The following is a 22,100-nucleotide window of genomic DNA, read 5'->3' as shown; positions in this document are numbered from 1 at the left end:
AATTAAAAAAAACACAAGCATAAAAAAAGGAGATTAAATAATTAATCTCCTTTTTTTATATAATAAACTTATGTTTTAAGCTTCGCGTTTTGCTTTCTTTTCTTCCTTCATTTCTTTTAGTTTTTCAATGATTGAACCACCAATCCAATAAGGAACTATAAAAGTTAATAAAAATATCATTAACCAAAAACCAATAGTTAATATGGTTAAAAATGCTAAAAAGCCTAAATATTGATCAAAATCAAACATAATGTATCGTGTCAGTTATAAAATCTGTCGCAAATATAATGTAAACACAGTAGTTATACAAAATCAAAATAAAATTTATTAACAGAGTTTTTAACTATTACAGAAAGCGCTTAATTGGGCTGAGGTGTCATCCTTAAATAAGGCTTAATTTCCTTATAACCTTTAGGAAATAAACTTCGAATCGACGCTGTGTCAACCGACGGGACGATCACGCAATCTTCCCCTTTTTGCCAATTGGCTGGCGTTGCCACTTTATGATATGCTGTTAATTGTAATGAATCTATAACACGTAATAACTCATCAAAATTTCTTCCAGTAGAGGCTGGATAGGTAATCATCAATTTTACTTTTTTATCATTTCCTATAACAAATACAGAACGCACCGTTGCGCTACTATCGGCATTCGGGTGAATCATATCATACAACTCTGAAACCTTACGGTCTTCATCCGCGATTATTGGGAAATTAACTGTAGTATTTTGAGTTTCATTAATATCTTGTATCCAACCTTTATGAGAATCTAGGCCATCAACGCTTAGCGCCACTACTTTTACATCACGTTTATCAAAGGCAGCTTTGTATTTAGCTACGGTTCCTAACTCTGTAGTACAAACAGGCGTATAATCTGCAGGGTGCGAAAATAATACGCCCCAGCTATCCCCTAGCCATTCATGAAAATTAATTGTTCCTTCTGTAGATTCAGCTGTAAAATTTGGAGCTTCATCTCCTAATCTAATTGTTGCCATAATTTTATTTATTTAGTTAAGTTTATTAAACCACTTCACTTAAGCAGCTCATTTAATGTAAATTAAACAAAATATCTTATTTTAATCAGATGAAAACCGTTATATAATTGTTAAAAAAGTTAATCAAAATTTAGTGTTATCCAGTTCTTAAAAACTAGCAAAAGCCTTAACTTTACCTCTTTAAATTAATACTATTAAGATGAGTTACAGAATCGAAAAAGATACTATGGGTGAGGTACAAGTACCAGCCGATAAACTTTGGGGCGCTCAAACAGAACGCTCTAGAAACAACTTTAAAATTGGACCAGCGGCTTCTATGCCTTTAGAAATTGTTTACGGATTTGCCTACTTAAAAAAAGCGGCTGCCCATACCAATTGTGAATTGGGTGTTATGGATGCTGAAAAACGTGATTTAATTTCTCAAGTTTGCGATGAAATTTTAGAAGGAAAACACGACGATCAATTTCCTTTAGTAATTTGGCAAACAGGTTCTGGAACTCAAAGTAACATGAATGTGAATGAGGTGATTGCAAATAGAGCGCACCAAATAGCAGGAAAAGTGATTGGAGAGGGCGAAAAAACCATCCAGCCTAATGATGACGTTAACAAGTCTCAGTCTTCAAATGATACCTTTCCTACAGGCATGCACATTGCAGCCTATAAAAAGATTGTTGAAACAACGATTCCTGGTGTTAAAAAACTAAGAAACACCTTAAATGATAAATCTAAAGCTTTCAGTGATGTGGTAAAAATAGGTAGAACACACCTTATGGATGCTACACCTATTACTTTAGGTCAGGAAATCTCTGGGTATGTCGCTCAGTTAGATCATGGTTTAAGAGCTTTAGAAAACACCTTACCTCACTTAAGTGAACTAGCACTTGGAGGAACAGCAGTAGGAACTGGCTTAAATACACCTCAAGGTTATAGTGAATTAGTTGCAAAATATATTGCAGATTTTACAAAATTACCATTTGTAACAGCTCCAAATAAATTTGAAGCTTTAGCAGCACATGATGCACTTGTAGAGACTCATGGTGCTTTAAAACAATTGGCTGTTTCTTTAAACAAAATAGCAAATGATATTAGATTAATGGCTTCTGGTCCACGTTCAGGTATTGGTGAAATCATCATTCCTGCCAATGAGCCAGGAAGTTCTATTATGCCAGGAAAAGTAAACCCAACGCAATGTGAGGCTATGACAATGGTTTGTGCTCAAGTTATGGGTAATGATGTTGCTGTTTCTGTTGGTGGTTTACAAGGTCACTACGAGCTTAACGTTTTTAAACCTGTTATGGCTGCAAACGTATTACAATCAGCTCAATTAATTGGTGATGCATGTGTTAGTTTTGAAGAGAATTGTGCCGTTGGTATTGAACCAAACCAAGAGGTTATTACCAGATTATTAAACAACTCTTTAATGCTTGTAACGGCGTTAAACCCTAAAATTGGTTACTACAAAGCTGCTGAAATTGCTAATACAGCACATAAAAATGGTACTACCCTTAAGGAAGAGGCTATCAATTTAGGATATGTTTCTGCTGAAGATTATGATGCTTGGGTAAAACCAGAAAACATGGTTGGAAGTTTAAAATAAACAATCAACATACTTAAAATAAAAAAGCAGGTTATATAAAATGACCTGCTTTTTTTATGGTTGGTTAATTAGTGTATCATTAAAGAATAAACCTTTAGTGAATTACCCAAATATAAAACTAACCATTTAACCTTTAGTTAACATTTGTTAATAATGTTAATGAAAACATAAATTTTAACATTTCCCTACAAAATACTTACAAACTTTTGTAAGTATTTATTGTGACTTTAATTTCTTTCGGATTCTACTTAACTGAACTGGAGTAATACTTAAAAAACTCGCTATTTGAAATTGTGGTAAAACTTTTTCGATATCGGGCATTTCCTTTTGTAGTTTTAAATACCTAGCAGTTGCATCCATAGAAATTAATTCTAATTGTCGCTCTTCATATTTAATAAAAATGTGCTCTAAGACTTTATTATATAGTGCACTTATATTTAAATCCTTATTACAAAGCTCTTTGAAGTTTGCAAAGTTTAATTCGTAGACCTTACAATCGGTTAATGCTTCGTAAATTAATTTTGATGGACATTTTTGTACTAAAGCCGTTAATGACCCAACAAAACTAAAAGAAGTAAAAAAGCTTTTAGTGTACTCCTTACCTTCTTTGGAACTCAAATAAGCCCGCATCGTACCAGATACTAACAAATAAATCTTAGTAGGAACCTCTCCATTTTTAGAGACTTGATCTCCGGCCTTTAAATCTCTAATCGTAGACAATTCTAATAACTGCTTATAACTCTCTTCGGAAACGTCTAAGAAAGTATTTAAAAAAGCATGGTTTACATCCATGTATGCATCATTTAAAAATTAGCATTAATAATTTGGGGTGGGAAGTGTTAGCAATAAAGTGCTATTAAGTTTGGTTTAAAGATATGCAAAATTAAATAATTTCATATTCGGGTATAAAAAAACCTCAAACTTTACATTTGAGGTTTTAGGTACTTTAAGTGTTTATATTTTATTATTTCAAAGTAAATTCAGTTGTAGAAACTAAATCCTTTTGGTTGTATACATTAACAATGTAACGTCCTTTTTCAAAATCTGCATCACCTTTTAGATCTACAAATTCACATATATTTAAATTAGCATTTTCGTAGTTAAATTTACTAATGATACTATAATTAAAAATTTTACCATCAAACTCAACTTGTTCGTTAAGACCTAACGTCGTGTTTTTAGGATCGATAACTTGAACATATAATTCTTGATCTCCTGCTTGAACTAAAGCGTTTTTAGCTACTGTAAAACACACACGAACTTTATCTGCTCTTCTTGCACGCTCGGTAGGAATAACTTTCCCTGATGTTCTTTCAATAACTCCAGATCCTTTCAAATCTATAGTATTCAAAATCGAAGCATTCTCTACAACTTCAGCCAAAGCATTATTTTGTACTAATAATGAATCGGTAAATACAGTACGCTCCTCTAAACGAACACGCGTGCTATCTAATGATGTTGCTAAGTATGAGTTTTCAATTCTAAGTGAATCGTTTTGAGCTAAAATAGCATCCATTTCTTTTTGAAGTGAAACATATTTCTGCTTGTATCTCCACAAACTTTTTACATTGGTTTCAGAAATTTTTAAAGAATCTATTAATCCTTGAATTCGACCTCTAGCTTCAATTAAGTTATTATTAGTGATTTCACTTTCGCTAATTGCCTCGTCATATTGTTTTGCCATGGCGTTTAGATCATTCATCACTAATTGTTTTTGTTCTGCCAATTCCTTTTTGTCATCATTAGACTGCTTATAAAGGTTCATGGTATAAAATGCGGTTCCTAAAAATAAAACAATGGCGATACCTAAAGCAATTTTTAATCCAGAACTAGTTTTGTTATTTTCCATAATTTTGTTGATTTAATTTCGATAAAGTTAAACGTAATTTTTAATTTTTGGTTTTTAAGGTTATAAAATATTTATAATGTATTTTTAATATTCAAATTTTACTTATCATGGATAAACTGGTTTTATTTAACACTGCTACACGTAACAAGTTATTAAACAAACGATTGGGTGAATCCAAGTTCGGTCAGCATATCAAAATGCTGCCGCGCGTCAATAATATATACGAACAACTTTTAAATTTGGATGTTGATTTTGTAATCATAGGACTTCCTGAGGATGTAGGTGTTTTTGCCAATTACGGAAAAACGGGCACCTCCAATACATGGGAATCTACCCTGAAAGTACTGTTAAACATACAGAGTAATGCTTTTACCAAAGCAGAGCGCGTTTTAGTTCTAGGGCATCTAAATTTTAGTCCAGAATTAGAAACTTTAGAAAAGTTAAATGGCTCTAAAAAGAAAGATATTTTAAAAGCCAGAAAATTAGTTGAAACCATAGATGAATATGTTTCTCATCTTGTTTATAAAATTGTTTTAGCTGGAAAGAAACCTATTATAATTGGTGGCGGTCATAATAACGCTTATGGTAATATTAAAGGTGCAAGCTTGGCTTTGGGACACCCCATAAATGCGATTAATTTTGATGCGCATTCCGATTTTAGATCTGAAGAAGGCCGTCATAGTGGAAATGGTTTTAGTTACGCTTCCGCGGAAGGCTTCCTCAATCATTACTTTGTTTTTGGATTACATGAAAACTACTCGTCCGATCAAATTTTAAAAACACTAAACGATTCCAAAAACATTAAGTATAATACTTTTGAAGCCTTAGAAGTAAGAAATGAATTAAAGTTTAGAAAAGAATTAAAAAGAGCAGCCTTATTTATTTGTGAAGAACCTTTTGGTATAGAAATCGATTGTGATGCTATTGAAAACATAGCGAGCAGTGCTATGACTCCAAGCGGATTTAGCGCTAGCAAAGCAAGACAATTTCTTCATAAATTTGCCATGCATGAAAATGCCGCTTACCTTCATTTATGTGAGGCAGATGCCTCAAAAAAGAAAGGCGCTCTTGTTGGAAAACTACTTACTTACCTCATTACCGATTTTATAAGAGCCGCAACTAAATGATTTGAATAGGGTTACTTAATCCAAATTTGTATTAAAATATGACGTTGTAATTAGTCTAAAAGTCTATGAATTTGAGCGTATTGCAACAATACAATAGTTCTTGTGTCATGTATTTCACCTTGACTAAGCATTTTAATGGCTTCAGAAAAAGGAATTTCTAAAACTTCAATATCTTCATGTTCTTCTTCTAAACCTCCTCCAGAGCTAACTTTCATGTCATCGGTATATTCGCCAATAAAAAAATGCATCTTTTCGGTCATAACACCTGGTGAAGAATAAGCTTCGAATACTTTTTTAACCTCTTTTAGTCTATAGCCTACCTCCTCTTCAGTTTCTCGAATAACACATGCTTCTGGATTATCTTTGTCTAACATACCCGCACAAATTTCAACCAACATGCCATCTGAATTTTCATTTAAATAGGTTGGCATTCTAAATTGTTTTGTTAAAATAACGGTCTTTTTTAATGTATTATAAAGAAGAATTCCGGCACCATCGCCACGATCGTAAACTTCTCGCATTTGATTAACCCATTTTCCGTTAGACATTAGGAAATCAAAACTGAATTTTTTAAGGATGTAATAGTTGTCCGAAAGCAAGCTGCTTTCAATATTTTTAATTTTAGGATCTGTCATTTTAATTAAAATCTTTCTAGTCTTAAACGAATTGACATAAAAAACGCCCACTTTACAGTGAGCGCTTACTATTAAAATTATCTTACTAACTTTCTATATTTTATACGTTTAGGCATTAAGTCTCCTCCTAGTCTACTTTTCTTGTTTTCCTCATATTCTGAGAAAGAACCTTCAAAGAAATACACTTGAGAATCGCCTTCAAAAGCTAAAATGTGTGTACAAATTCTATCTAAGAACCATCTGTCGTGCGAAATCACCACGGCACATCCAGCGAAGTTTTCCAAACCTTCCTCTAAAGCTCTTAAGGTGTTTACATCTAAATCATTGGTTGGCTCATCTAGTAATAAAACGTTTCCTTCTTCTTTTAAGGTCATGGCCAAATGCAGACGGTTACGTTCTCCACCAGACAATAAACTTACTTTTTTATTTTGCTCACTTCCAGAAAAGTTGAAACGACTTAAATAAGCTCTTGAATTCACTTGTTTTCCTCCCATCATCACTAATTCTTGCTCGTCGCTAAAATTTTGCCAAATGGTTTTTTCTGGATCGATATTGGAGTGACTTTGATCCACATATGCGATCTTAGCAGTTTCTCCAACAGTAAACTCTCCTTTATCTGGAGTTTCTTCACCCATAATCATTCTAAAAATAGTGGTTTTACCTGCGCCATTCGGACCAATAATACCAACAATTCCAGCTTGAGGTAGGTTGAAATTTAAATTATCGTATAACAATTTATCGCCATAGCCTTTGGCTACACCCTTTGCTTCAATCACATTGGTTCCTAAACGCGGTCCGTTTGGAATATAGATTTCAAGCTTTTCATCAAGCTGTTTTTGGTCTTGACTTAATAACTTATCATAATTCTTTAAACGTGCCTTTTGCTTCGTTTGGCGTCCTTTAGCACCTTGCTTCACCCATTCTAACTCACGTTCTAATGTTTTCTGACGTTTAGAAGCCGCTTTACCTTCTTGAGCCATACGTTTAGATTTTTGATCTAACCAAGATGAATAGTTTCCTTTCCATGGAATACCTTCTCCTCGATCCAATTCTAAAATCCATCCAGCTACATTATCTAGAAAGTATCTATCGTGCGTTACAGCAATTACAGTTCCTTTGTATTGTGCCAAATGATGCTCTAACCAATGCACAGATTCCGCATCCAAGTGGTTGGTAGGCTCATCTAAAAGTAATACATCAGGTTCCTTTAAAAGTAAACGACATAATGCAACACGACGTTTTTCACCACCAGACAACACGCCTATTTTTTTGTCTCCGTCTGGAGTTCTTAAGGCATCCATAGCGATTTCAAGCTTGGTGTCCAGTTCCCAGGCGTTAGCGGCATCAATTTGATCTTGTAATACCGCTTGGCGCGCCATAAGCTTCTCCATTTTATCAGGATCTGAATACACTTCTTCCAATCCGAAACTATCGTTAATTTTGTTGTATTCGTCAAGAATTGCTACCGTTTCTGCAGCACCTTCACGAACAACTTCCATAACCGTTTTATCATCATCTAGTTTAGGTTCCTGTTCTAAGTACCCAACAGAATAATCCTGAGAAAAGACCACATCACCTTGATAATTTTTATCAACGCCAGCAATAATCTTTAAAAGGGTTGATTTCCCTGAACCATTTAGACCTAAAATTCCAATTTTAGCGCCATAGAAAAAGCTTAAATATATGTTTTTAAGTACAGGCGTATTTGCACTTTGAAATGTCTTGGTTACACCAGACATTGAAAAAATAATTTTTTTATCGTCACTCATAGTAAAAGTAATTTTCTGTATTAATATCGATTATACACGTCCTTTTAAGGCATTAAACACCCAGGCTACAGCAAAAAAGCCGATGCCTACAGCCGCAAATCCCCAGCCTGCCACATCGTTATATCTAAAAGCACCAAGTGCAATTAATGCCAATCCTACAATTATCATAATCCATGTTGCCCACGCTAATACCGTGTTTTTATTCATCGCCATAATTTAATTTCTTGTTTATACATTTAGTTTTATTTAAAATACACTAAACGTTATAGTTTTAAGTTGTCAATTCATATAAAATAAGGAAAAACAGTTAGCTACTCTCCCTTGAAGTCAAGTAGCAAATATCGTATTTTTAACAGTAATTTTTAGTAAATATTATGAAGATTATTACTTCAACCAAGATTTTCTCATTTTCATATGTAGAAACCAAAATTTAGTATTTATAGTAATGGCACAAAATTGAAGCATGCTTTTTAAACATTTTTAGTGAAATTTCTCCAATTCACGCTATCAAATTAATAATAGATATTATAATTATTTAAAATAATTTAACGGTTAGATTAAAAATTTCTCAGTTTTACAATTAACTTTTATTTAAATCTTTTAGCCGAAATAAGTTGTGATTTACGCTTTACTTTGTGTCTTTAATAAAATTTAGGTTTAACTAAAATGAATAAAGCTTTATTATCGTTAGCCATTGGAGGTTTTGGTATTGGATTAACAGAATTTGTAATAATGGGGATTCTGCCAGAAGTAGCCACTGCTTTAGACATTAGCATTCCTAAGGCCGGACATTTTATTTCGGCGTATGCTCTTGGTGTTGTTATTGGCGCCCCTGTGCTTACAGGATTAGGTAGCAAATGGCCTGCAAACAAAGTGTTATTGGTTTTAATGCTATGGTTTACCGTATTTAACACGCTTTCAACCTTTGCGAACGGGTATCATTCGTTATTAATTTTAAGATTTCTATCTGGTTTACCCCACGGTGCCTTTTTTGGAATTGGCGCTGTTGTTGCTGGAAAATTATCCAAACCTGGAAAAGAAGCCCAAGGAATTGCCATCATGTTTAGTGGCTTAACATTTGCAAACCTTTTAGGCGTACCCTTAGGCACATACCTTGGTAAACACTTTAGTTGGCATGTGTCGTTTTATATGGTGGGCATAGTTGGTATTCTAGCAGTTTTAAGCGTTCATTTTTGGATTCCGGCTTTAAAACAATCTTCAGAAGCCTCATTTCTAAAGGAATTAAAAATTTTTAAACGCTTAGAATTATGGCTTATCATTTTACTTACCACTATTGGTACCGGCGGATTCTTTGCATGGTATAGCTATATTGCCCCATTAATAACTGAAGTGGCCGGACATCCAGACTCTATGGTATCATTAGCAATGATTTTAGCTGGTCTAGGCATGGTCATCGGAAACTTTCTTGGTGCTAAATTGGCCGAAAAGTTCACTCCTATTTACGCCATTATTATCACTTTAATTTTCATGGTAATCTGCTTGGTACTAAATACCATTTTAGCTTCAGATAAAATACTTGTTTTAGTGATGACTTTTATTATTGGAGCGGTTACATTTTGCTTATCAACACCTATTCAAGTGGCTATTATCAACGCTTCAAAAGGTTCTGAAACTTTGGGGTCTTCATTAAATCAGAGTGCTTTTAATATAGGTAATGCTTCGGGCGCGTATTTTGCAGGACTTCCCATTGCTATGGGTTATGGTTACACTTCTGCAGATTGGGTTGGCGCAGTAATGGCTGGCATAGGCGTTTTAATAGCTGTTGGAATTATTTTCTTAAGGAAGAAACAGGTAAATCGCAAAAACTTAAATCCTGTTTGCGATTAAATAGCTCAAATGAAATCAAGTAGTATAACTATCTAAAAATAAGTTAAATATGGTTTATCAGATTGAGCTTATCGAAACCGATTTTGATTATTCATTAGGTATCAATATTTCGACAGGCTCAATATGACAACAAGTTTACTTTTCAGAATATGCTTAATATATTATTACAGTACCCTAACGTTTAAAACTGCAGCGGTACTTCAATGAATAGTAACGAGGTATCTTCTATCGCTTCCGCGGAAAAAGTTGCCGTTTCACTTATACCAATGGCGTCTCTGGTTTCAAGTAGTTCACCACCAAAAGCAACTTGCCCATAAACCACCATGACATAAACGCCGTGTTGAGCGGATTTCATCTTATAGCTTAATGCTTTACCAGCATCCAAATCTATGCGTGAAATTTTAGCGTCTTGATGAATCTTCAAAATGTTTTCACTTTCATCATCCATAGAAGACACCAATAGTTGAAGCTTGTTTTTCCTATCCGTTTCTTTAAATGATTTTTGATCGTAACGTGGTTCAACTTGTTGCTGATTTGGCATAATCCAGATTTGAAACAATCCTAAATGCTCCTCCTGAGACCCATTAATTTCTGAATGCTGAACACCCGTTCCTGCCGACATCACCTGCACTTCTCCAGGAAGCACAGATTCCCAAGAATTATGCATAGAATCTCTATGTTTTAATACTCCTTTTAAGGGAATGGTGATGATTTCCATGTTATCATGTGGATGTGTGCCAAAACCCATTTTGGGGGCTATAACATCATCATTTAGCACACGAAGTGCACCAAAATTGATTTTAGCTGGGTCATGATAATTTGCAAAACTAAAAGAGTGATTGGCTTGTAACCAACCATGATTTGCAAAACCACGACTATCTGCTTTATGAATAACTGTTTTCATCTTTTTTTATTCTTTCTATTTATCTTATTTTATCTAGTAAATCACTTAATTGTATAGCTTCCGATTCGGTAAGGTTTACAAGCAAGTCTTCTTTAAAATCCTTAGAAATTTCTTCTAATAAAGTTAAACCTAAATCGGTAATTTCTATATGAACAACGCGTCTATCCCCTGGGCAAGGCAATCTATTTATCAACTTTTTAGTGCATAATTTATCCATTAAACGCGTGGCATTTGGGGCACGCTCTAACATGCGTTCCTTAATAGCTTGCACACTAATAGGCTCACCTGCTCCTCGTAAAATTCTTAAAATATTAAACTGCTGAGGCGAAATTCCAAAAGGCTTAAAAAATTCATTCTGATGGCTATTTATCCAGTTTGCCGTATAAATAATATTGATTAATGCTTTTACTTTAGCATTTGGGAATTTTGATTGAATGTCCTTTGAAATATCTCCCATACCTACAATGCATTTTGAAAAGTTGCCACTTTTTTCGTTAGATCGGCATTAAACCCACTATCCGTTATTTTATTATCAGCAAAGTGTTCTCCAAAAAATGGTAAAGAAAAAGTCTCTACTATTTCCGCGTTATGAAACGGAAACCTTCCTGAAGCAATTTCCAAAACCGATTGTCCTCCTCTACCTCCTGGTGAAGTAGCTAAAAGCAACATAGGTTTACCGTAAAATGTTTTGCTTTCAATACGTGTCATCCAATCGAATAAATTTTTAAAAGCTGTGGAATAGGCTCCGTTATGTTCGGCAAGTGATAAAATAATACCATCTGAATCCTTTATCAAATTTAAAAAATCATGAGCCTTTTCTGGAATACCTATTTCTGATTCTAAATCGACACCAAAAAGTGGCAGTTCAAAATCATTTAAATCCAAAATATTAACGTCTACATTTTCCAATAAACTGGAAGCGTAAACAGCCAATTGCTTATTTATTGAGGTTTTACTATTACTTCCTGCGAATGCTATTACTTTTTTCATATCTATATTTTTGATGATACAAATTTAAGCAAAATAAATTTATATTCCAAGGAATATAATTCCATGTAAAATATATAAACAACCATTAACTTACAATAAAAAATAATTAGACTGATTAAGGATCACACAATTTACTTGTATACATTAACCTAGAATAGCTATTTTTGTGCTTAGCTTAATAATCAATCACATTATGGATCTTAACTTCAATAAAAACGAAGATCACAATAAACTTTTACTCTCTGACCTTAACCAACGCTTTATAAAAGTTAGCCTTGGCGGCGGAAAAAAACGCATTGAAAAACTACATAGTCAAGGTAAAATGACGGCTAGAGAGCGTATTGACTATTTATTAGACGAAAAATCTAAAGCCATTGAAATTGCTGCCTTTGCAGGTGAAGATATGTATCAAGAGCACGGTGGATGCCCTTCTGGAGGCGTTGTTGTAAAAATAGGATACATACAAGGCAAACAATGTGTTGTGGTTGCAAATGATGCGACTGTAAAAGCTGGTGCCTGGTTTCCCATTACAGGAAAAAAGAATCTTAGAGCACAAGAAATTGCCATTGAAAACAAACTCCCAATTATTTATTTAGTTGATTCTGCAGGCGTTTATCTCCCTTTACAGGATGAGATATTTCCTGACAAAGAACATTTCGGTCGCATATTCAGAAACAATGCGATTATGAGTAGTATGGGTATTACACAAATAGCTGCTGTTATGGGAAGCTGTGTAGCTGGTGGTGCTTATTTACCTATTATGAGTGATGAATCTATAATTGTAGATAAAACAGGTAGTATTTTCCTTGCCGGAAGTTATTTAGTTAAAGCCGCGATTGGAGAATCCATTGACAATGAAACTTTAGGTGGTGCTACTACCCATTGTGAGATTTCAGGAGTTACTGATTATAAGGCTAAAGATGATGAAGATGCTTTAACAACTATAAAAAATATCGTAGGTAAGATCGGTGATTATGATAAGGCTGGTTTTAATCGTATTGAAGCCAAAAATCCTCTAGAAAATCCAGAAGATTTATTCGGAATTATTCCAAAATCTAGAGCCGATCAATATGATATGTATGAGGTTATCAAGCGTTTAGTTGACAACTCTGAATACGATGAATATAAAGCGGGTTATGGACAAACCATAATTACTTGTTATGCTAGAATTGATGGCTGGGCGGTTGGTATCGTAGCTAATCAGCGAAAACTAGTTAAAACCAAAAAAGGTGAAATGCAATTTGGAGGTGTTATTTACAATGATAGCGCCGATAAAGCCACCCGTTTTATAGCAAACTGTAACCAAAAGAAAATTCCTTTAGTGTTTTTACAAGATGTTACTGGATTTATGGTTGGTAGTAAAAGTGAGCATAGTGGTATTATTAAAGATGGCGCTAAAATGGTAAATGCGGTAAGTAATTCGGTGGTTCCTAAGTTTACCATTATCATCGGTAATAGCTATGGTGCTGGAAACTATGCCATGTGTGGAAAGGCTTACGACCCTCGATTAATAGCCGCTTGGCCAAGTGCAGAATTGGCTGTTATGAGTGGTAATTCGGCCGCAAAAGTTTTGTTACAAATAGAAAAAGCTTCCTTAGAAAAATCTGGAGAGAAAATAACACCTGAAAAAGAAGCGGAATTATTCAATAAAATTAAGGATCGTTATGACAATCAAGTGTCTCCATACTATGCTGCTGCTAGAATTTGGACCGATGGTATTATTAACCCGCTAGACACCCGAACTTGGGTAAGTATGGGTATTGAAGCAGCAAACCACGCTCCTATTGAAAAAGCTTTTAATTTAGGTGTCCTACAAGTTTAACAAAGGGATTTATTTTTAAATGCAAGTAATATTTCGTATCTTATTGATTGAAAATCAACAACTTCAGTCATGGATACAATTAAATCATTAAACAAATGGGCGAACACACACACCTATTTGCCTTTAGATATGGTTCGTGTGGCCTTGGGTGTATTTCTTTTCTTTAAAGGTATTAACTTTATGGCGCATACCGAATTGCTCATGGGGCTTTTCGAACCTATTGAAAACTTTGCAGGCGGTATGCTTGTACTGCATTATATTGCACCAGCTCACTTTATTGGTGGTGTGCTTATTGCCTTCGGCCTATTAACACGTTGGGCTATTATCGCACAGCTCCCTATTTTAATAGGGGCCATACTTATTAATTTTGTTGGAGAAATGCATGTAAACAATCTTATACTGGCTATTTCAGCACTATTAGTATGTAGCTTCTTTTTAGTTTACGGTTCAGGAAGACATTCAGCGGATTATTATTTTAAAATGCAACAGTAAATCGATGATTTCGAATATCTATGTATAGATATTTGGGTTCCTAAAATCTAAATGACCACAAAAAAAATTCTTTAATAGTTCTAAGTTTAAATCACCTAGAACTATTAAAGAATTATAGCCTCAAATAAATTTATTATTTAATTTCCATGCTAAACGGAAACAACAATTGCACGCCTTTTTTATCGGTTAAGGCTTTAATTTCCTTTAAAAGCTTATAGTTTTCAGCACCTAGTTCTTCTTCTAAAATCGTTTCCTTTGCCTTTACCAATCCAAATTCTCGAAGCATTTTATCAAGATCTTTTTCAAAAACAGGAAATTCATTAATTCTATACGTTTCAATGTTTGCAGCTTCGGCAGCACGTTTAAGAGCCAAATCTAATCCTCCAAGTTCATCTACTAACCCTATTTTAATCGCATCAGATCCTGTCCAAACTCTTCCTTGTGCAATTTCTTCTACTTGCTCTCTGGTTAAATTTCTTCCGTCGGAAACACGGGTAGAAAACAAATCATAAATATCAATAATACCTTCCTTAATATACTTATGTTGTGTTTCGCTTAAAGGCTCAAAAAAGCTGTAGGTTACAGCATTTGTATTGGTAATAACTTGCTCGGCGTTAATCCCCATATTTTCCGCCAATTGTTTTCCATTAGGCAACATTCCAAAAACCCCTATACTTCCTGTAATTGTAGTAGGTTCTGCAATAATTTTATGTGCATTTGAAGCAATGTAGTAACCACCAGAAGCCGCCAAATCGCCCATAGAAACAATGACAGGCTTAACCTTTTTAGTCAGTTCTATTTCTCTCCAAATAAGCTCACTAGCTAATGCCGATCCTCCTGGAGAATTAATTCTTAGTACCACTGCTTTTACTTTTTCATCTTCACGTGCTTTTTTAAGCGAAGCATTCATAGAGCCTTGACCAATAGTATTTTCATCTCCTTCACCATACATAATGTCTCCCTGAGCATAAATCACAGCGATTCTATCTTTTGCCGAATAATCTTTAATTTTAGACGACGCAAAATTTGAGTAATCCAAAATAGAAACCATTTCAAGAGTTTCTTTATCTTCTACTCCAATGGCTTTCTTCATCCCATTTACATATTCATCATGGTATGCTATTTTATCAACAAGGCCAGAAGATTTTGCTAGCTTAGGTGTTCTAGCTAATAAACTATCAGCAATAAGGTTTAATTGATCTACAGGCACATTTCTGGTAACAGAAATATCTTGTTTAATATCTTTCCATAACGCATTTAAGTAAACAGAAATTTGTTCTCTGTTGTTATCACTCATTTCATTACTTAAAAATGGTTCAACAGCACTTTTATATTTCCCTAAACGCACCACTTCCATTTTAACGCCCGATTTCTCTTGAAAATCTTTAAAATATAAGCGCTCGGAATACAAACCTTTGAACTCCATCATTCCAGCAGGATTGATGTAGATGGTATCAGCTACTGAGCTTAAGTAATAATCTTTCTGTGAAAAAACATCGGCGTAAGCCACAACAAATTTTCCTGATTCTTTAAACTTTAGTAATGCACCACGTAGGGCTTTAACTTGGGTAATTCCTGCATCAACGAAATTATTATCAATAGAAATTCCTTTAATATTATCGTCGGTAGCCGCGTAGTTAATCGCATCAATAATATTAAACAATCCATTTTTTTTAGATTCGTTTAAAAAGGTATACTGTTTAAATTCAATCTTTCCTGCGTAATCCTTAATAGGAAAGTCTAATTTTAAATTTAAAACTGAATTTGGTTTGATGCTAACCGTGTCGCTAGACGTAGACCCTGCAATAACACCAACAATAATTAATCCGACAACACATAACATGCAAAATAAAATGATACCTGTTAATGTTGATAACACGCGTTTAAAAAAGCTCATAAAAAATGTTTCCTGGTTAGTATAAAAAGAATGTGGTTTGTTACAAATTATTAAGAGTTAACCGAGTCTAAAGTTCTTTGTCGATGAATTTTACCTGAAGAAGTTTCTACAAATTTTGGAACATTAATAATTTCTTTTGGTTTTTCATATTTACCTAAATCTTCAAAAACCGCAGGTTCTAATTTATTGGAATCACTTTGAATCACTAAAACAAGTTTTTCACCTAAAGTATCATCTGGTTTTGAAGTTATAAAAAAGTCCGTTTGAATTTTATTCTGAAGTTTACGTTCTATTTGCTCTGGATATAATTTAATACCACCAGAGTTCACCACGTTATCGTAACGTCCTAACCACTCAAAGCTGTCTTCCGAATGAATTTTAACAATATCATTAGTTACAATCGTTTCATCTGAAATGGCAGGAGCTTCAATAACCAAACAATCTCTATCATCGGTAGAAATGGTAATATTTGGTAAAGTCTTAAAATAAGATACTTTTTCAGAACTCTCTAAATTATTAAGTTTTCTCACAGCAATATGCGAAACCGTTTCTGTCATGCCATAAGTTTCATAAACCACAGGTTTTTTATCTTGAATTAAATCAACAATATGTTTTGAAACCATACCTCCACCTACAATAACAGCTTTAATACTTTCTAAGTCTTTAGCAAAATTTTTAAGCTGCATAGGTGTAAAGGCGCAAAAATCATAGTCTTTTTCATAATCAATTCTTGGAAAAGCAGAAGGCTGTACCATATCCAATTCCAAACCTAAAATAATCGCTCTTACAATGGTCATTTTACCAGCAATAAAGTTTGATGGTAAACAATGTAACACCTTGTATCCTGGTTTTAAATTAAAGAAATCGCCAGTCGCCAAGGCTGAATTTACCATGGCTTGTTTCTTTATTTTTAATTTTTTAGGTTTACCTGTAGAGCCCGAAGTCTGCACTTCAACGTAATCATAATCATCTAGCCAATCTAGCAAAAAGTTACCCAATTCTTGCTGAAACGGCAAACCTTCCTTCACATAGCTGTAAGCGACTTCCATTAAATCTTCATGTTTATAACTTACATTATCTAACTTAAACTTGTTGTGAACATTTCTATAATTCGGCATCATAACTATTCAAATTTATATTATTTTCTATCTCTGGTTCTATTAATTTTCCGGTAAGTTTATCTTTCCAATTGGTCCATTTATATTTTTTGGAAAATACAAAAAGTAACGCTGGAAACACAATAAAAACTGGAACAAATATTTCCATAAATCCCATCTCTGTAGGGTCTGATAAATCTTTAAATATGGAATGGGTTTGAAAGGCTGTCCAGTCTGCTGACACTAAAAGCGCTGTAAATAAATTATTTGCTGCATGAAAGCCTAAAGCCAGTTCTAATCCATCGTCCATAAGCGTCATGATTCCTAAGAAAAAACCGGTTCCTATGTAATAAATCATAATAACGTAGCCCAATTGTTCTACCTCTGGATTTGCCAAATGCATTAAACCAAAACCAACAGACGTAATTAATAATGGCATCCATCGGTTTTTAAAAATCATGCCAAAACCTTGCATTAAATAACCTCTAAAGAAGTATTCTTCAAAACTCGTTTGTATTGGAATAAAAACGATCGCTATAGCACAAAGTATTAAAAATGGTTTAAGCTGAAAGTTCCATTGAAATTCTTCTGGGTAGAAAAAATAATCAATAAAAATAAAACTTACTGAAATAATTCCCCAAAGCACAAATGTAAACCAGAAGCGCGACCAGTCTATTTTATTTCTAACCGTTGTTAAGTTTTTTATAGGAAGTTGGTGTAAATATTTCGAGGTTATAAAAACCCCAATTAAGCCCACAGAAAAAGCAATAAGCATGACAAACAGAAACAGATTACTACCTAGCAACAACATGATGTCCTGAGTACTAGAAATTGCTGGGTCACCACCGTATCGTATCATTTTATAGGCTACGGCAAGCCCCAAAGGAATCATACCGATAATCTGCCAGAAGCAAAATATGATTAACACACCAACAATGTAGCGCCACCAATCGTATAATCCTTTAAAAGCTTGTTCTATATACATTTAAACTATAAATTAAAGTTCCAAGTTAAGTCTTTATTATATACTAATTCACCTTGATTTACCTCTAAAGGGCTTTCAAAATTATTGGTAAATAAACCACCAGTACCTAAACCTTGAGGCAAATTACTGTTCAGTTTAAAAGTAAATTGCGCTATGGCGTTTAATCCGATATTACTTTCTAAAGCACTTGTAATCCACCAATTAATATTTTGATTTTCAGCGGCTATTATCCAATCTGTACTACCACCAAAACCACCAATTAAACTTGGTTTTAAAATGATAAATTGTGGTTTAATGGTTTGTAACAATTCTACTTTCTTAGTTACAGAAAATACGCCTATTAATTCTTCATCCAATGCAATGGGAAGTGGCGTTTTTTCACATAAACTCGCCATATCATCCACCTGACCTTGCTTGATGGGTTGCTCTATGGAATGTAAATCTAAATCGGACAAAATTTTTAATTTTTCTAAGGCTTCAGCAGGTGGAAACGCGCCGTTAGCATCAACGCGTAATTCAATTTCTTTTGATGAAAACTCTTTTCTAATGGATTTTAAAAGCTCGATTTCCGTTTGAAAGTTTATGGCACCAATTTTCATCTTAATACATGAAAATCCGGCTTCAATTTTAGATTTAATTTGAGATTTCATGAAACTTTCATCACCCATCCAAATTAATCCGTTGATAGGAATACCTTTTTTGCCTTGTGTAAATTCTGAAGGAAACAACTCAAATTGATCTTGACTTTGGAGTGACTGAAAAGCCATTTCCAATCCGAATTGAATGGAAGGAAAATTATAAAGCTCTATTAATAAAGCCTCAAGACCTAGATGAATGTGCTCACAAGTCCATTTTAAAATATCTTCATAATTAGGCACATCATCAATACTTAAACCACGAAAAACACCGCACTCCCCTACACCTTGTTTATTGTTTTCGAGTAAAACAATAAACCATGTTTCCTTTTTTCTAAGTACTCCACGAGAGGTTCCACTGGCTTGTTTGAAATCTAGAATGTATTTATGATAAGTTGCTATCATTTTCCTTAATTATATCTTCCAAATTGAAACCCAATTCCTAAAAACACGCGAAATTGATCTAAATCATTTACATAAGAGACATCTAAGTTAATAGGTCCAAATAGTGATCTGTATGAAAATGTGGAACCTGCTGAAAACAGAGCACTAGGGTCCTCACCTTCAGACCAAGCCCCTTTAGGTGATAAGGCTGAATCTGTGAAATCGGTAAAATCTTTAAAACCTACAGTACCTAAACTAACGTGAGGCTTTATATAAACTTTATTAATCGGATTATATTGAAGTCCTAAACTAACTGACATGAATTGTGTTACAGGAAGTTCATCTTCATTTAAACCATTAAAAATAAAGGTATTATACAAGCCACGATTTAAATCACCACCAACAAAAAACTTTCCGCCATAGCCATATTCATCAAAACTAACTTCATCAGAGTTTCTAGATTGCTCAAAAGTAAAAGCCCCATTAGCTCCAATTATCGCTGTTAAAGATGGCTTAACAGGAAAACGTCTTTCATATCTAATTATGGCATTTGTATAACTATTTGTACTACCATCTATTTTATCCTGACTGTTTGTATAGCTTTCTTCTACGTTATGAACTAAAGATTGCCCTAGAGACGCATGAACCAAAGTACCTCTTTTACAGTAAAAGACTTCTTCAAAACTATTGTAATTAAAATGCGCATCTATCAAAACATTATTAAATTTATAATGATCTAGTAGTAAGGTATCATTACCTTTAGTAACAGCTATTTTTGGATCTAATTTTAACCTAGTAGACCTAGCTGAAAAACCAAAATAACTTTTATTAGGTATCACATTACGGTTAAATTCATATTCGAATTGTAAGTTATTATTATTAATACCATTAACACCATAGCCATCGGAATATACCTTTTGCTTAAGTTTAAGCCACAGCATTTCTGCACGCCACCACCACATATGTCGCTCACCAAATATTTTTTGATGCTGAAGTAGAAGTTTAGGTTGCTCGGCAATATCCAATGTAAACAATGACCTAGAAGCATTTCCTAATAAATTTCTACCGGTATAATTCACAATAGCTCCTAACCCTCTATAAGTATCGTAATGCAAGGCTAATTTAACCTGATGTTTTGAATTTTCAACCCCATTTATTTCTAGACCTAAAACACTATCTTTCACTTTAGGCACAACCACTATTTGATTAAACAGATTGGTTCCCATAGCTCTATCAATACCTGCTACAATTTCTTTTGGCGTATAATTGGTATTGCTTTCAAAATTTATTCGAGATTTTACTAAGTTTAAGCTGCCTTTACTTATTCCCTTATAAACAACAGTATCCAGCTTGAATTCTTCTGGTACTTCTGGTACTTTTGGTTTTCTTTGCTCGAAGGTTTTTAACTTTTCTGCCAATTCTTTTAGCGCATCAGTTTGTTCGTTTGTGGCTATTTTACCTTCTTCGTAAATTTGGCTACTTTTATTAAAATCACCCGTAGAATACGTCAAATTAGGTGTATGGTTAACTAACACATCACACAACTTTCTATTTTCGGGATTTTTCATACTACTCACCAACATACTGGTTTGAAACAGAATAGTTGTGATACTATTTAATTGGTCTTTAGCTTTTAATCCGCCTCCAACATCACTACCAATAATGATATCTGCCCCTAGGTTTTTAGCTATATCTGTTGGAAAGTTATTTAGAATACCGCCATCAACCAGCAAGGTTTCTTCATATTCTACAGGCTTAAAAATAGACGGAATGGACATACTAGCTCGCATGGCCGTTAATAAGGAACCTCCTTTTATAACAACTTCATTTCCGTGTACTATATCGGTTGCAACGGCGCGATACGGAATAGGTAATTCATCAAAATCATGCACGCCATAAACAGGATAAGTTAAAAGCGCAAGAAGTTCACGTAGATTTTGATCATTTAACAAACCCGTGCTAATAGATGGCTTTTTGTTTTGCCAATTTAAACCTACTAAATAGTTGTCAAATTCACTTTTTTCTTCGTTTCCTACGCGAGCTAAAGTAACTCTACCACCTAAAAGGTTTGTCCAATCTAATTTATTTAAAATCGAAGCAATATCATTACCAGAATACCCCATGGAATATAATCCTCCAACAACGCTACCCATACTGGTTCCCACAACTAAATCTGGAACAATCCCTAAGGAATCTAATTTTTGTAAAACAGGGATATGAGCAACACCTTTAGCGCCTCCTCCACTTAAAACCAATGCTACTTTAGGTTTTTTTTCTTGGGCATTTATAGGAAATTGAATACATATTATTAAAATAAGTAGGCAAATGAATTTTATTTTCTGACTCATATGGGGTTTCGTTAAAGTACTATAACTCAATAAATTCTCCTATTTCTAAAAGCATTAAGTCTTTATTTTTCTCAAAGAATTTACGTTTAGCGAGTTCATGATCAATTTCAATGTATCCAAAAGTATCATAATGATAGCCCATTACTTTATCACATTGAATAAAGTCACTAGCAAAGATGGCATCTTCAATGCCCATGGTAAAGTTATCTCCAATAGGCAAAATGGCTAAATCTAATGTCGTTTGAAGCGGAATAAGCTTCATATCATAAGTAAGCGCTGTATCTCCTGCTATATAAATATTTTTACGTTCACCTTCAATAACAAACCCTCCTGGTTGTCCACCATAACTACCATCTGGAAAAGATGATGTGTGGATTGCATTGACGTACTTTACGGTACCAAATTCAAAATCCCATTTACCTCCGTGGTTCATTGGGTGACCTTCAATACCAAGTTTTTCGTAATAGCTTACAATTTCAAAATTTGAAACCACAACTGCTCCTGTACGTTTTGCAATGGCCTCAACATCTACAATATGATCTTGATGGGCGTGCGTTACTAAAATATAATCGGCTTTAAGCGTTTCAATATCGATACTAGAAGCTTTTGGGTTTGCTGTAATAAAAGGATCTACAAGAATATGTACATCATTCACTTCAATACCTAAACTTGCGTGTCCGTAAAACGTTATTTTCATCTTAAAAAATTTAGAAGATTAAATTACAA

21 protein-coding genes are annotated in these 22,100 nt (G+C 34.0%); 5 read left to right on the top strand and 16 right to left on the bottom strand.

Features of this window, described 5'->3' with window-relative positions; translation table 11 throughout:
• Window positions 1–75 precede the first annotated feature (75 nt).
• Window positions 76–249 (bottom strand): hypothetical protein, encoded by a 174-nt coding sequence (locus tag JJL45_RS10390; protein WP_169815721.1) that lies wholly within the window; start codon window positions 247–249, stop codon window positions 76–78.
• 110 nt (window positions 250–359) lie between these two features.
• Window positions 360–995 carry a peroxiredoxin gene (locus JJL45_RS10385; protein WP_068604081.1) on the bottom strand — a complete coding sequence of 212 codons (636 nt, stop codon included), beginning with the start codon at window positions 993–995 and terminating at the stop codon, window positions 360–362.
• Window positions 996–1,194: 199 nt separating this feature from the next.
• On the opposite strand from JJL45_RS10385, the gene fumC reads away from it, so the two are divergent.
• Window positions 1,195–2,592 carry a class II fumarate hydratase gene (gene fumC, locus JJL45_RS10380; RefSeq protein ID WP_068604083.1) on the top strand — a complete coding sequence of 466 codons (1,398 nt, stop codon included), beginning with the start codon at window positions 1,195–1,197 and terminating at the stop codon, window positions 2,590–2,592.
• Between the two features lie 216 nt (window positions 2,593–2,808).
• Here fumC and JJL45_RS10375 read toward each other — a convergent pair whose 3' ends face one another.
• Window positions 2,809–3,384, bottom strand: a complete 576-nt coding sequence (locus JJL45_RS10375; protein ID WP_068604084.1) for a Crp/Fnr family transcriptional regulator — start codon at window positions 3,382–3,384, stop codon at window positions 2,809–2,811.
• Window positions 3,385–3,556: 172 nt separating this feature from the next.
• Complete coding sequence (locus JJL45_RS10370; RefSeq protein ID WP_068604086.1) at window positions 3,557–4,441, bottom strand: chromosome partitioning protein ParA; 885 nt, start codon at window positions 4,439–4,441, stop codon at window positions 3,557–3,559.
• Between the two features lie 107 nt (window positions 4,442–4,548).
• On the opposite strand from JJL45_RS10370, the gene JJL45_RS10365 reads away from it, so the two are divergent.
• Window positions 4,549–5,568, top strand: coding sequence for a formimidoylglutamase (locus tag JJL45_RS10365; protein WP_068604088.1), 1,020 nt, complete (start codon window positions 4,549–4,551; stop codon window positions 5,566–5,568).
• 50 nt (window positions 5,569–5,618) lie between these two features.
• Here the strand turns inward: JJL45_RS10365 and nudK are convergent, their stop codons facing one another.
• The 3 genes from nudK to JJL45_RS10350 all read right to left on the bottom strand — a co-directional run bounded on the left by nudK (window position 5,619) and on the right by JJL45_RS10350 (window position 8,185).
• Window positions 5,619–6,203, bottom strand: coding sequence for a GDP-mannose pyrophosphatase NudK (nudK, locus tag JJL45_RS10360; RefSeq protein WP_068604090.1), 585 nt, complete (start codon window positions 6,201–6,203; stop codon window positions 5,619–5,621).
• Between the two features lie 77 nt (window positions 6,204–6,280).
• Window positions 6,281–7,972: an energy-dependent translational throttle protein EttA gene (gene ettA / locus JJL45_RS10355; RefSeq protein ID WP_067148222.1), complete on the bottom strand. Its 1,692-nt coding sequence runs from the start codon at window positions 7,970–7,972 to the stop codon at window positions 6,281–6,283.
• Window positions 7,973–8,002: 30 nt separating this feature from the next.
• On the bottom strand, window positions 8,003–8,185 hold the full coding sequence (locus JJL45_RS10350; RefSeq protein WP_067148219.1) for a CAL67264 family membrane protein: 183 nt from the start codon (window positions 8,183–8,185) through the stop codon (window positions 8,003–8,005).
• Between the two features lie 453 nt (window positions 8,186–8,638).
• Between JJL45_RS10350 and JJL45_RS10345 the strand changes: the two genes are divergently transcribed.
• Window positions 8,639–9,820 (top strand): MFS transporter, encoded by a 1,182-nt coding sequence (locus JJL45_RS10345; protein WP_068604092.1) that lies wholly within the window; start codon window positions 8,639–8,641, stop codon window positions 9,818–9,820.
• A 181-nt stretch (window positions 9,821–10,001) separates the two neighbouring features.
• Here JJL45_RS10345 and JJL45_RS10340 read toward each other — a convergent pair whose 3' ends face one another.
• Genes JJL45_RS10340 through JJL45_RS10330 form a run of 3 tightly spaced genes read right to left on the bottom strand, consistent with a single transcriptional unit; the run spans window position 10,002 to window position 11,714 of the window.
• Window positions 10,002–10,724 (bottom strand): pirin family protein, encoded by a 723-nt coding sequence (locus JJL45_RS10340; RefSeq protein ID WP_068604094.1) that lies wholly within the window; start codon window positions 10,722–10,724, stop codon window positions 10,002–10,004.
• A gap of 19 nt (window positions 10,725–10,743) precedes the next feature.
• Window positions 10,744–11,181, bottom strand: coding sequence for a MarR family winged helix-turn-helix transcriptional regulator (locus tag JJL45_RS10335; RefSeq protein WP_082935966.1), 438 nt, complete (start codon window positions 11,179–11,181; stop codon window positions 10,744–10,746).
• Between the two features lie 2 nt (window positions 11,182–11,183).
• Complete coding sequence (locus JJL45_RS10330; protein ID WP_068604098.1) at window positions 11,184–11,714, bottom strand: NADPH-dependent FMN reductase; 531 nt, start codon at window positions 11,712–11,714, stop codon at window positions 11,184–11,186.
• A gap of 193 nt (window positions 11,715–11,907) precedes the next feature.
• Between JJL45_RS10330 and JJL45_RS10325 the strand changes: the two genes are divergently transcribed.
• Together JJL45_RS10325 and JJL45_RS10320 are read left to right on the top strand one after the other, a co-directional pair.
• Window positions 11,908–13,536 carry an acyl-CoA carboxylase subunit beta gene (locus tag JJL45_RS10325; RefSeq protein ID WP_068604100.1) on the top strand — a complete coding sequence of 543 codons (1,629 nt, stop codon included), beginning with the start codon at window positions 11,908–11,910 and terminating at the stop codon, window positions 13,534–13,536.
• Window positions 13,537–13,605: 69 nt separating this feature from the next.
• Entirely contained in the window at window positions 13,606–14,028 is a 423-nt protein-coding gene (locus JJL45_RS10320) for a DoxX family protein (RefSeq protein WP_067148199.1), read from the top strand.
• A gap of 133 nt (window positions 14,029–14,161) precedes the next feature.
• Here the strand turns inward: JJL45_RS10320 and sppA are convergent, their stop codons facing one another.
• Genes sppA through JJL45_RS10290 form a run of 6 tightly spaced genes read right to left on the bottom strand, consistent with a single transcriptional unit; the run spans window position 14,162 to window position 22,071 of the window.
• On the bottom strand, window positions 14,162–15,925 hold the full coding sequence (gene sppA, locus JJL45_RS10315; RefSeq protein WP_068604102.1) for a signal peptide peptidase SppA: 1,764 nt from the start codon (window positions 15,923–15,925) through the stop codon (window positions 14,162–14,164).
• Window positions 15,926–15,975: 50 nt separating this feature from the next.
• Window positions 15,976–17,046 carry an AMP-binding protein gene (locus tag JJL45_RS10310; RefSeq protein WP_068604105.1) on the bottom strand — a complete coding sequence of 357 codons (1,071 nt, stop codon included), beginning with the start codon at window positions 17,044–17,046 and terminating at the stop codon, window positions 15,976–15,978.
• Window positions 17,030–18,007: a CPBP family intramembrane glutamic endopeptidase gene (locus JJL45_RS10305; RefSeq protein ID WP_068604108.1), complete on the bottom strand. Its 978-nt coding sequence runs from the start codon at window positions 18,005–18,007 to the stop codon at window positions 17,030–17,032. Before JJL45_RS10305 ends, JJL45_RS10310 begins: the two co-directional genes overlap by 17 nt.
• 5 nt (window positions 18,008–18,012) lie before the next feature.
• Complete coding sequence (locus JJL45_RS10300) at window positions 18,013–19,047, bottom strand: o-succinylbenzoate synthase (RefSeq protein WP_068604109.1); 1,035 nt, start codon at window positions 19,045–19,047, stop codon at window positions 18,013–18,015.
• Window positions 19,048–19,052: 5 nt separating this feature from the next.
• Window positions 19,053–21,374: a patatin-like phospholipase family protein gene (locus JJL45_RS10295; RefSeq protein ID WP_082935967.1), complete on the bottom strand. Its 2,322-nt coding sequence runs from the start codon at window positions 21,372–21,374 to the stop codon at window positions 19,053–19,055.
• A gap of 19 nt (window positions 21,375–21,393) precedes the next feature.
• Window positions 21,394–22,071 (bottom strand): metal-dependent hydrolase, encoded by a 678-nt coding sequence (locus JJL45_RS10290; RefSeq protein ID WP_068604111.1) that lies wholly within the window; start codon window positions 22,069–22,071, stop codon window positions 21,394–21,396.
• Between the last annotated feature and the right edge of the window lie 29 nt (window positions 22,072–22,100).

The sequence above is a fragment of the Tamlana sp. s12 genome (genome assembly GCF_016767215.1).
GTDB classification, from domain to species: Bacteria; Bacteroidota; Bacteroidia; order Flavobacteriales; family Flavobacteriaceae; genus Pseudotamlana; species Pseudotamlana agarivorans.
The sequence above is the reverse complement of the archived record's forward strand: the minus strand, read 5'-3'. Positions and strand labels throughout refer to the sequence as shown.

Coding starts and splice junctions, on each gene's coding strand:
- JJL45_RS10390 (WP_169815721.1), bottom strand. CDS start 249: ATGTTTGATTTTGATCAATATTTAGGCTTTTTAGCATTTTTAACCATA.
- JJL45_RS10385 (WP_068604081.1), bottom strand. CDS start 995: ATGGCAACAATTAGATTAGGAGATGAAGCTCCAAATTTTACAGCTGAA.
- fumC (WP_068604083.1), top strand. CDS start 1,195: ATGAGTTACAGAATCGAAAAAGATACTATGGGTGAGGTACAAGTACCA.
- JJL45_RS10375 (WP_068604084.1), bottom strand. CDS start 3,384: ATGGATGTAAACCATGCTTTTTTAAATACTTTCTTAGACGTTTCCGAA.
- JJL45_RS10370 (WP_068604086.1), bottom strand. CDS start 4,441: ATGGAAAATAACAAAACTAGTTCTGGATTAAAAATTGCTTTAGGTATC.
- JJL45_RS10365 (WP_068604088.1), top strand. CDS start 4,549: ATGGATAAACTGGTTTTATTTAACACTGCTACACGTAACAAGTTATTA.
- nudK (WP_068604090.1), bottom strand. CDS start 6,203: ATGACAGATCCTAAAATTAAAAATATTGAAAGCAGCTTGCTTTCGGAC.
- ettA (WP_067148222.1), bottom strand. CDS start 7,972: ATGAGTGACGATAAAAAAATTATTTTTTCAATGTCTGGTGTAACCAAG.
- JJL45_RS10350 (WP_067148219.1), bottom strand. CDS start 8,185: ATGGCGATGAATAAAAACACGGTATTAGCGTGGGCAACATGGATTATG.
- JJL45_RS10345 (WP_068604092.1), top strand. CDS start 8,639: ATGAATAAAGCTTTATTATCGTTAGCCATTGGAGGTTTTGGTATTGGA.
- JJL45_RS10340 (WP_068604094.1), bottom strand. CDS start 10,724: ATGAAAACAGTTATTCATAAAGCAGATAGTCGTGGTTTTGCAAATCAT.
- JJL45_RS10335 (WP_082935966.1), bottom strand. CDS start 11,181: ATGGGAGATATTTCAAAGGACATTCAATCAAAATTCCCAAATGCTAAA.
- JJL45_RS10330 (WP_068604098.1), bottom strand. CDS start 11,714: ATGAAAAAAGTAATAGCATTCGCAGGAAGTAATAGTAAAACCTCAATA.
- JJL45_RS10325 (WP_068604100.1), top strand. CDS start 11,908: ATGGATCTTAACTTCAATAAAAACGAAGATCACAATAAACTTTTACTC.
- JJL45_RS10320 (WP_067148199.1), top strand. CDS start 13,606: ATGGATACAATTAAATCATTAAACAAATGGGCGAACACACACACCTAT.
- sppA (WP_068604102.1), bottom strand. CDS start 15,925: ATGAGCTTTTTTAAACGCGTGTTATCAACATTAACAGGTATCATTTTA.
- JJL45_RS10310 (WP_068604105.1), bottom strand. CDS start 17,046: ATGATGCCGAATTATAGAAATGTTCACAACAAGTTTAAGTTAGATAAT.
- JJL45_RS10305 (WP_068604108.1), bottom strand. CDS start 18,007: ATGTATATAGAACAAGCTTTTAAAGGATTATACGATTGGTGGCGCTAC.
- JJL45_RS10300 (WP_068604109.1), bottom strand. CDS start 19,047: ATGATAGCAACTTATCATAAATACATTCTAGATTTCAAACAAGCCAGT.
- JJL45_RS10295 (WP_082935967.1), bottom strand. CDS start 21,374: ATGAGTCAGAAAATAAAATTCATTTGCCTACTTATTTTAATAATATGT.
- JJL45_RS10290 (WP_068604111.1), bottom strand. CDS start 22,071: ATGAAAATAACGTTTTACGGACACGCAAGTTTAGGTATTGAAGTGAAT.